This window comes from Allobosea sp. CER48 (assembly GCF_044752385.1).
Taxonomy (GTDB): domain Bacteria; phylum Pseudomonadota; class Alphaproteobacteria; order Rhizobiales; family Beijerinckiaceae; genus Allobosea.
Genome location: NZ_JBIWYK010000191.1, coordinates 1 through 5,916 on the forward strand (window position 1 = coordinate 1; position 5,916 = coordinate 5,916).

Here is a 5,916-nt window from a genome sequence, read left to right on the forward strand (position 1 = left end):
AGCAGGTGCTGGTCAATCTCGTCGCGAACGCCCTCGACGCCCTTGCGGGCCTTCAGGGCGCGACGCTTGCGGTGGGTGCGTGCCGACGCGGCCACAACGTCGAGATCTGGGTCGAGGACAGCGGTCCGGGAATCGACCCCTCCCATCTCGAGCGGATTTTCGACCCCTTCTTCACCACCAAGCCTGTGGGTTCGGGGCTCGGCCTTGGCCTCTCGCTCTCCTACAACATCATCAAGGACCTTGGCGGCACGCTGGCCGTCACCGAGACCGGGCCTGCAGGCACCCGCTTCCTGATCACCCTCGAAGGCGCGACGACCCACACCATGGCTCCACTGGAAGCTGACGCATGAGTGCCCCGAAGATCGTGCTCGTCGACGACGACGCCGAGGTGCTGGATGCCTGGCGGCTGACGCTCGAGCTCGACGGCTTCGAGGTCGTCACCAAGCGCAACGCCGATACCGCGCTCGCCCAGCTCACTCGCGACAGCGCGGCGGTGCTGGTCAGCGACGTGCGCATGCCCGGCCGGGATGGTTTCGGCCTGCTATCGGCGGTCGCCGCCATCGACCCGGAACTGCCGGTGGTGCTGATCACCGGGCACGCCGACGTGCCCATGGCCGTACGCGCGATCCGCGCCGGTGCCTGGGATTTCGTCGAGAAGCCCGCCGACCCGGTCCTGCTCATCGAGACAGTGCGGCGCGCCAGCGAATACCGTCGCCTCATCATCGAGAACCGCTCGCTACGGGCGGGCGCCGTACCCGACGACCCCTGGGCAGCCCGCATGGTCGGCCGCTCCCCGGCCATCGCGCGGCTGCGCGGCCGGCTCGCCGTGCTGGCCGATGCCGATGCCGACGTCCTGCTCTTCGGCGAGACCGGCACCGGCAAGGAGGTGGCGGCCCGTGCGCTGCACGATCTCGGGAAGCGCCATGCCGGCCGCTTCGTCGCCGTCAATTGCGGCGCCATCCCCGAGACCATGATCGAGAGCGAGCTCTTCGGCCATGAGGCCGGCGCCTTCACCGGCGCGCGCGAACGCCGCATCGGCAAGATCGAGCATGCCAGCGGCGGCACTCTCTTTCTCGACGAGATCGAGTCGATGCCGCTGGCAACGCAGGTCCGGCTGCTGCGGGCGGTGCAGGAGCGCCGCATCGAGCGCCTCGGCTCCAATCGCGAGATCGCCGTCGACATCCGCATCGTCGCGGCGACCAAGACCGACCTCGCCGCTCTCGCCAAGGCGGGCGGCTTCCGCGAGGACCTCGTCTACAGGCTGAACGTCGTCACCTTGCGCCTGCCGCCGCTGCGCGACCGACGCGAGGATATTCCCCCGCTGTTCCAGCACTTTCTGGCGCTTGCTGCAGCGCGTGCCGGCCGTTCCCCGCCCCCGCTCGGGCGCGACCTGCTGCAACGTCTCGCCCGCCAGGATTGGCCGGGCAATGTCCGCGAACTGCGCAACGCCGCCGAACGAAGCCTGCTCGGCATGGACGAGGATTTCGACGACGTGGACACCGCCGCCGCCCTTCCGGATGCGGCCGGGCGGACGCTGGAGGAGCAGGTCGCTCTGGCGGAAGCGGATGCGATCGGCGCGGCGTTGAAGCGCCATGGCGGCCGCATCGGCATCACCGCTTCGGCACTGGGGATCACGCGCAAGACGCTCTACCTGAAAATGCGCCGCTACGGCCTCAGCGGCTCCGCCGCCCTCGGTGATTGATCCGGGGATGTTACCGAACTGACCCATCGGCCGGGCGATGACGTTACCGCCACGCCCCACAGGGCGAGGCCAGAAGAAAAATTTCCCAATCAAATCAATCGAACATCGCCTGGCATTGTAGTTGCTGACCGGAGAGCATCGACCTCGACGTCGAAACGAGAGAACTCTCTGGGAGGAAGTCATGTTCAATCGCAGAACCGCGCTCGCGGCGCCGCTCGGCCTGTTGCTGGGCGCCTCGTTTACCACCGCGGTCCTTGCCCAGGCGCCTTCCGGCAAGGTGACCGTGGTCACATCGTTCTCCAAGGACGTCACCGACCCCATCAAGAAGGCCTTCGAGAAGGCCGTCCCGGGCGTTTCGCTCGAGGTCCAGAACCGCAACACCAATGCCGGCGTGAAGTATCTCGAGGAGACCAAGGCGAACAATCAGGTCGACCTGTTCTGGGCTTCCGCGCCGGATGCGTTCGAGGTGCTGAAGGGCAAGAAGCTGCTCTCGGCCTACAAGCCCAAGGCCACCGGCATCCCCGACAAGATCGGCTCCTATCCGATCAACGACCCCCAGGGCTTCTATTTCGGCTTCGCGGCCTCGGGCTACGGCATCATGTGGAACGAGCGCTACGCCAAGGCCAACAAGCTGCCCGATCCCAAGGAGTGGCAGGACCTTGCCAAGCCGATCTTCTACGACCACGTGGCCATCGCGGCGCCGTCGCGCTCCGGCACCACGCACCTGACCATCGAGACGATCCTGCAGGGCGAAGGCTGGGACAAGGGCTGGCGCACCATCAAGGAGATGGCCGGCAACTTCCGTTCCATCAACGAGCGCTCCTTCGGCGTGCCCGAACAGGTCAATTCCGGCCAGGTCGGCGTCGGCATCGTCATCGACTTCTTCGCCTTCTCCGCCCAGGCCTCCGGCTTCCCGGTGAAGTTCGTCTACCCGTCGGTCACGACGGTGGTGCCCGCCAATGTCGGCATCGTCACCAACCCGCCCAACAAGGCTGCGGCCGAGGCGTTCGTCGAGTTCCTGCTCTCCCCGACGGGCCAGGAGGTGCTGCTCGAGCCCGGCATCCGGCGCCTGCCGGTCAATCCGGCCGTCTATGCCAAGGCCGGTGCCGACTACCCCAATCCCTTCACCGACCCGCGCTTCCAGAAGATGATCGGCTTCGACGTCGACAAGTCGGAAGGTCGCACCGCCGTCGTCGACACGCTGTTCGACCAGCTGATCTCCTTCCAGCTCGACGCCTTGAAGGGCGTGAACAAGGTGCTTCACGAGGTCGACGCGGCGCTCGCCAAGAAGCCGAACGACAAGGCCAGGGCGCTGGCCGAGGAGGCGCGCGTGCTGCTCGCCGCGATGCCGGTTGGCGAGGCGCAGGCCGCCAGCGCGGAGCTGCGCGGCGCCTTCACCGGCGGCAAGGAGAAGGGTGCTCGCCAGGCCGAGGTCGAGGCGCAATGGGCGAGCTTCGCCCGCGACAACTACGCCAAGGCCAAGGCCAAGGCTGAAGAAGCGCTCAAGGCGGCGAAGTAGGCTCTCTCGCGTGTCATCTTAGTCCCGCGTGCATCCCGTGCGCGCCGCGGCATGAAACGCTGCGGCGCGGACACGGGGCCACGGGAGGACCAGGCGCCTTTCCTGCAGACGATCCCGCGTCCGCGCAGCAGCACCCTCGTGCCGCAGCGCGTGCGGGATGACACCCGGCCGCATCTCATGACAGCCATCCCGACCTCGGCACCCCGCCCCCGGCGCATCGCCGCCACGCCCGGCCAGATCGTGCTGGCGCTGGCCATCGCCGCCTTCCTGTTGATGTTCCTCGTGCTTCCTGTGGCGACGGTGATCTACGTCGCCTTCACCGAGAAGGGCACGAACAGCTTCACGCTGATCAACTTCTACGACTTCGTCCGCACGGAGCTCTTCATGCGCTCCCTGTGGAACTCGTTCTATGTCTCTGCGATGTCGGTGGTCTGGGCCTCAGTCTTTGCCCTGCCCCTTGCCTATCTGACGACGCGCTTCGCCTTCCGCGGCGCGGCCATCGTGCAGACGCTCGGCTTCCTGCCCCTGATCATGCCGCCCTTCGTCGGTGCGGTGGCTATGCAGCTCTTCTTCGGCCGCAACGGCTCGATCAACCTGCTGCTGGACGACTGGTTCGGCTTCAAGATCGATTTCATGGAAGGGCTGAACGGCGTCATCTTCGTCCAGTCGGTCCACTATTTCCCCTTCATCCTGATCAACCTCTCGGCGGCGCTGCGCAACATCGACCGCGCCATGGAGGAGGCTGCGCAGAATCTCGGTTCCTCCGGCTTCCGGCTGTTCCGGCGGATCGTCTTTCCGCTCGCCATGCCGGGATACCTCGCGGGCGCCTCGCTGGTCTTCGTCAAGGTCTTCGACGACCTCGCGACGCCGCTGCTGCTCAACGTCAAGGACATGCTGGCGCCGCAGGCCTATCTGCGGGTGACCTCGATCGGCATCGCCGACCCGATGGGCTATGTCATCTCGGTCGTGCTGATCGTCGCCTCAGTGCTGGCGATGTGGCTCTCGGCGCGAGCCCTGAAGGGGCGCGACTATGCCACGACGCAACGCGGCGGCGGCGGCCTGGCCAAGCGCGTGATGACGCCCTGGGAGGCCGTGTTCGGTTATGGCATCGTCATCCTGATCCTGGCGCTCGTGCTGGCGCCGCATCTCGGCCTGCTGCTGCTGTCCTTCGCCACGATCTGGTCGTTCTCGCCGCTGCCCGACGCCTTCACCGTCGCGCATTACGCCCGCGTTTTCGGCGAGAGCTCGGTCTACATCAAGAACACGTTGATCTATGCCAGTCTTGCCGGCGGCATCGACATCGTGCTCGGCGTCGCCATCGCCTATCTCGTGCTGCGGACAAAGCTGATCGGCCGCGAGTGGCTGGACTGGATGGCCACGGCTGCGCTCGCGATCCCTGGCGTGGTTCTTGGCATCGGCTATCTCCGGACCTTCTACGGCGTGACCCTGCCCGACGGCACACCGCTGGCATCGCTCTGGATCACCATCGTGCTCGCGCTGGCCATCCGCCGCCTGCCCTATGCGCTGCGGGCCTGCTACGCGGCGCTCCAGCAGATCTCGGTCTCGCTCGAGGAGGCGGCCGAGAACCTCGGCGCCACCAAGGTCCGCACGGTCCGGCGCATCGTCGTGCCATTGATGGCCGGCGGCATTCTCGCCGGCTTCGTCACCTCGTTCTCGACGGCAGCCGTCGAGCTTTCGGCGACACTGATGCTGGTGCAGTCCAATTCGGACGCACCGCTGGCCTATGGCCTCTATGTCTTCATGCAGTCTGCAGCCGGGCGCGGCCCCGGCGCCGCGCTCGGCGTCGTCGCTGTCATCCTCGTCGCCGCCTGCACCTTCCTCTCGCATCTCATCATCGAACGCAGCCAGAAGGCCAAGGGAATGGGCCACTGACCATGAACGCAAGCGTCTCCCTCACCACACCTGCCGTCTCCGTCGACATCGAGGACGTCAACCTGTCCTACGGCACCAATCATGTGCTCAAGGACGTCAATCTCGCGATCCAGCCGGGCGAGTTCTTCGCCTTCCTCGGCCCGTCCGGCTGCGGCAAGACCACGCTGCTGCGCCTGATCGCAGGCTTCAACCAGGCCGATACCGGCCATGTCCGGATCGGCGGCAGGGACATCACCGACCTGCCACCCTGGAAGCGCGATGTCGGCATGGTCTTCCAGTCCTACGCGCTCTGGCCGCACATGACGGTGCGCCGTAACGTCGCCTTCGGGCTCGAGGAGCGCGGCGTGAAGCGCGCCGAGGTCGAGCGGCGCGTCGAGGTTGCATTGGGCCTGGTCGGGCTCGCCCATCTCGCCGACCGCCGGCCCTCGCAGCTCTCCGGCGGACAACAGCAGCGCGTTGCTGTGGCCCGCACGGTCGCGGTCGAACCCAAGGTCCTGCTGCTCGACGAGCCGCTGTCGAACCTCGACGCCAAGATGCGCGTTCAGGTTCGGCGCGAGCTGCGCGACATGCAGCAGCGCCTCGGCCTGACCACGATATTCGTCACGCACGACCAGGAGGAGGCCAACACCATCTGCGACAGGATCGCAGTGATGAACAACGGCGTCGTCCAGCAGGTCGGGACGCCGATGGAGCTTTACGAACGGCCGGCCAATCTCTTCGTCGCCGGCTTCCTCGGCACCGCCAACATACTTGCGGGGCAGGTGCAGGGCAGCGGATCGGCCCGCTGGTTCGAGATCACCGG

Annotated in this window: 5 protein-coding genes; all 5 read left to right on the forward strand. The window is 66.8% G+C overall.

All coding sequences use genetic code 11. From position 1 onward, the window contains the following. Positions 1-350 (forward strand): sensor histidine kinase (locus ACIPIA_RS09055; RefSeq protein ID WP_400508720.1); only part of this gene is annotated, 350 nt, incomplete at its 5' end. Then, positions 347-1,702, forward strand: a complete 1,356-nt coding sequence (locus ACIPIA_RS09060; RefSeq protein ID WP_400508721.1) for a sigma-54-dependent transcriptional regulator — start codon at positions 347-349, stop codon at positions 1,700-1,702. The genes ACIPIA_RS09055 and ACIPIA_RS09060, both read left to right, overlap by 4 nt. Positions 1,703-1,883: 181 nt before the next feature. Further along, positions 1,884-3,221, forward strand: a complete 1,338-nt coding sequence (locus ACIPIA_RS09065; protein WP_400508723.1) for an ABC transporter substrate-binding protein — start codon at positions 1,884-1,886, stop codon at positions 3,219-3,221. A gap of 177 nt (positions 3,222-3,398) precedes the next feature. Further along, complete coding sequence (locus tag ACIPIA_RS09070) at positions 3,399-5,114, forward strand: ABC transporter permease (protein ID WP_400508725.1); 1,716 nt, start codon at positions 3,399-3,401, stop codon at positions 5,112-5,114. 2 nt (positions 5,115-5,116) lie between these two features. Further along, the coding region (locus ACIPIA_RS09075; RefSeq protein WP_400508727.1) for an ABC transporter ATP-binding protein at positions 5,117-5,916 on the forward strand (800 nt) is incomplete at its 3' end.

Excerpts from the sequence above, each read along its gene's own strand:
- ACIPIA_RS09060 (WP_400508721.1), top strand. The coding sequence starts at position 347 with ATGAGTGCCCCGAAGATCGTGCTCGTCGACGACGACGCCGAGGTGCTG.
- ACIPIA_RS09065 (WP_400508723.1), top strand. The coding sequence starts at position 1,884 with ATGTTCAATCGCAGAACCGCGCTCGCGGCGCCGCTCGGCCTGTTGCTG.
- ACIPIA_RS09070 (WP_400508725.1), top strand. The coding sequence starts at position 3,399 with ATGACAGCCATCCCGACCTCGGCACCCCGCCCCCGGCGCATCGCCGCC.